The sequence below is a fragment of the Flammeovirga aprica JL-4 genome (assembly GCF_012844305.1).
Lineage (GTDB): Bacteria > Bacteroidota > Bacteroidia > Cytophagales > Flammeovirgaceae > Flammeovirga > Flammeovirga aprica.
Map to the genome: position 1 here is coordinate 1 of NZ_JABANE010000433.1, position 535 is coordinate 535.

The 535-nt window shown below is 58.7% G+C and carries 1 protein-coding gene; it reads left to right on the forward strand.

Going from position 1 to position 535, the window contains the following annotated elements:
- Nucleotides 1-85: 85 nt before the first annotated feature.
- Nucleotides 86-535: YiiX/YebB-like N1pC/P60 family cysteine hydrolase (locus tag HHU12_RS34790; protein WP_205960115.1), on the forward strand; the 450-nt coding region annotated here is incomplete at its 3' end.

Sequence of the window (535 nt, forward strand, 5' to 3'; positions counted from 1 at the left end):
ATCTGGTTAAAGCGATAAAAGGCTAACACCCACCTCAGGGCCCTGAACGGATGTCAGGGCCTTTTTTTTTACAAGGACAGTACCAATGACTGCACATCTCCTCCGCAGCGGACTGCTTACTTTTGCCCTGCTCCTACTTACCGCCTGTACCTTGGACGTCGGCCGCAGCTCGCCTTCCACATCTGCTGCCGATGACCATTCATCATCCTGGGCTGTTACCCTCCAGCGTCAAAGCTCGATTGCCGGCAGCGGACTGCGCGAAATCGCCGAAAGCGACCTGCGCTCCGGCGACCTGCTGTTCTCCTCCAGCCTGGGCGTCACATCGCTTGGGATCCGCGCCTTCAGCGCCTCTTCCGTAAGCCACGTCGCGCTGTATGTTGGCGAAGGTCAGGTTGCGGAAGCCACCGGCGCCGGCGTACAAGTGATTACCCTTCAGCAGGCGCTGGCGCACAGCGATAAACTCTTTGCTCTCAGGGTGCCTGACCTGACGCCGGACCAGGCAACGGCGATGAAAAGTTTTGCCTGGCAGGTCAAA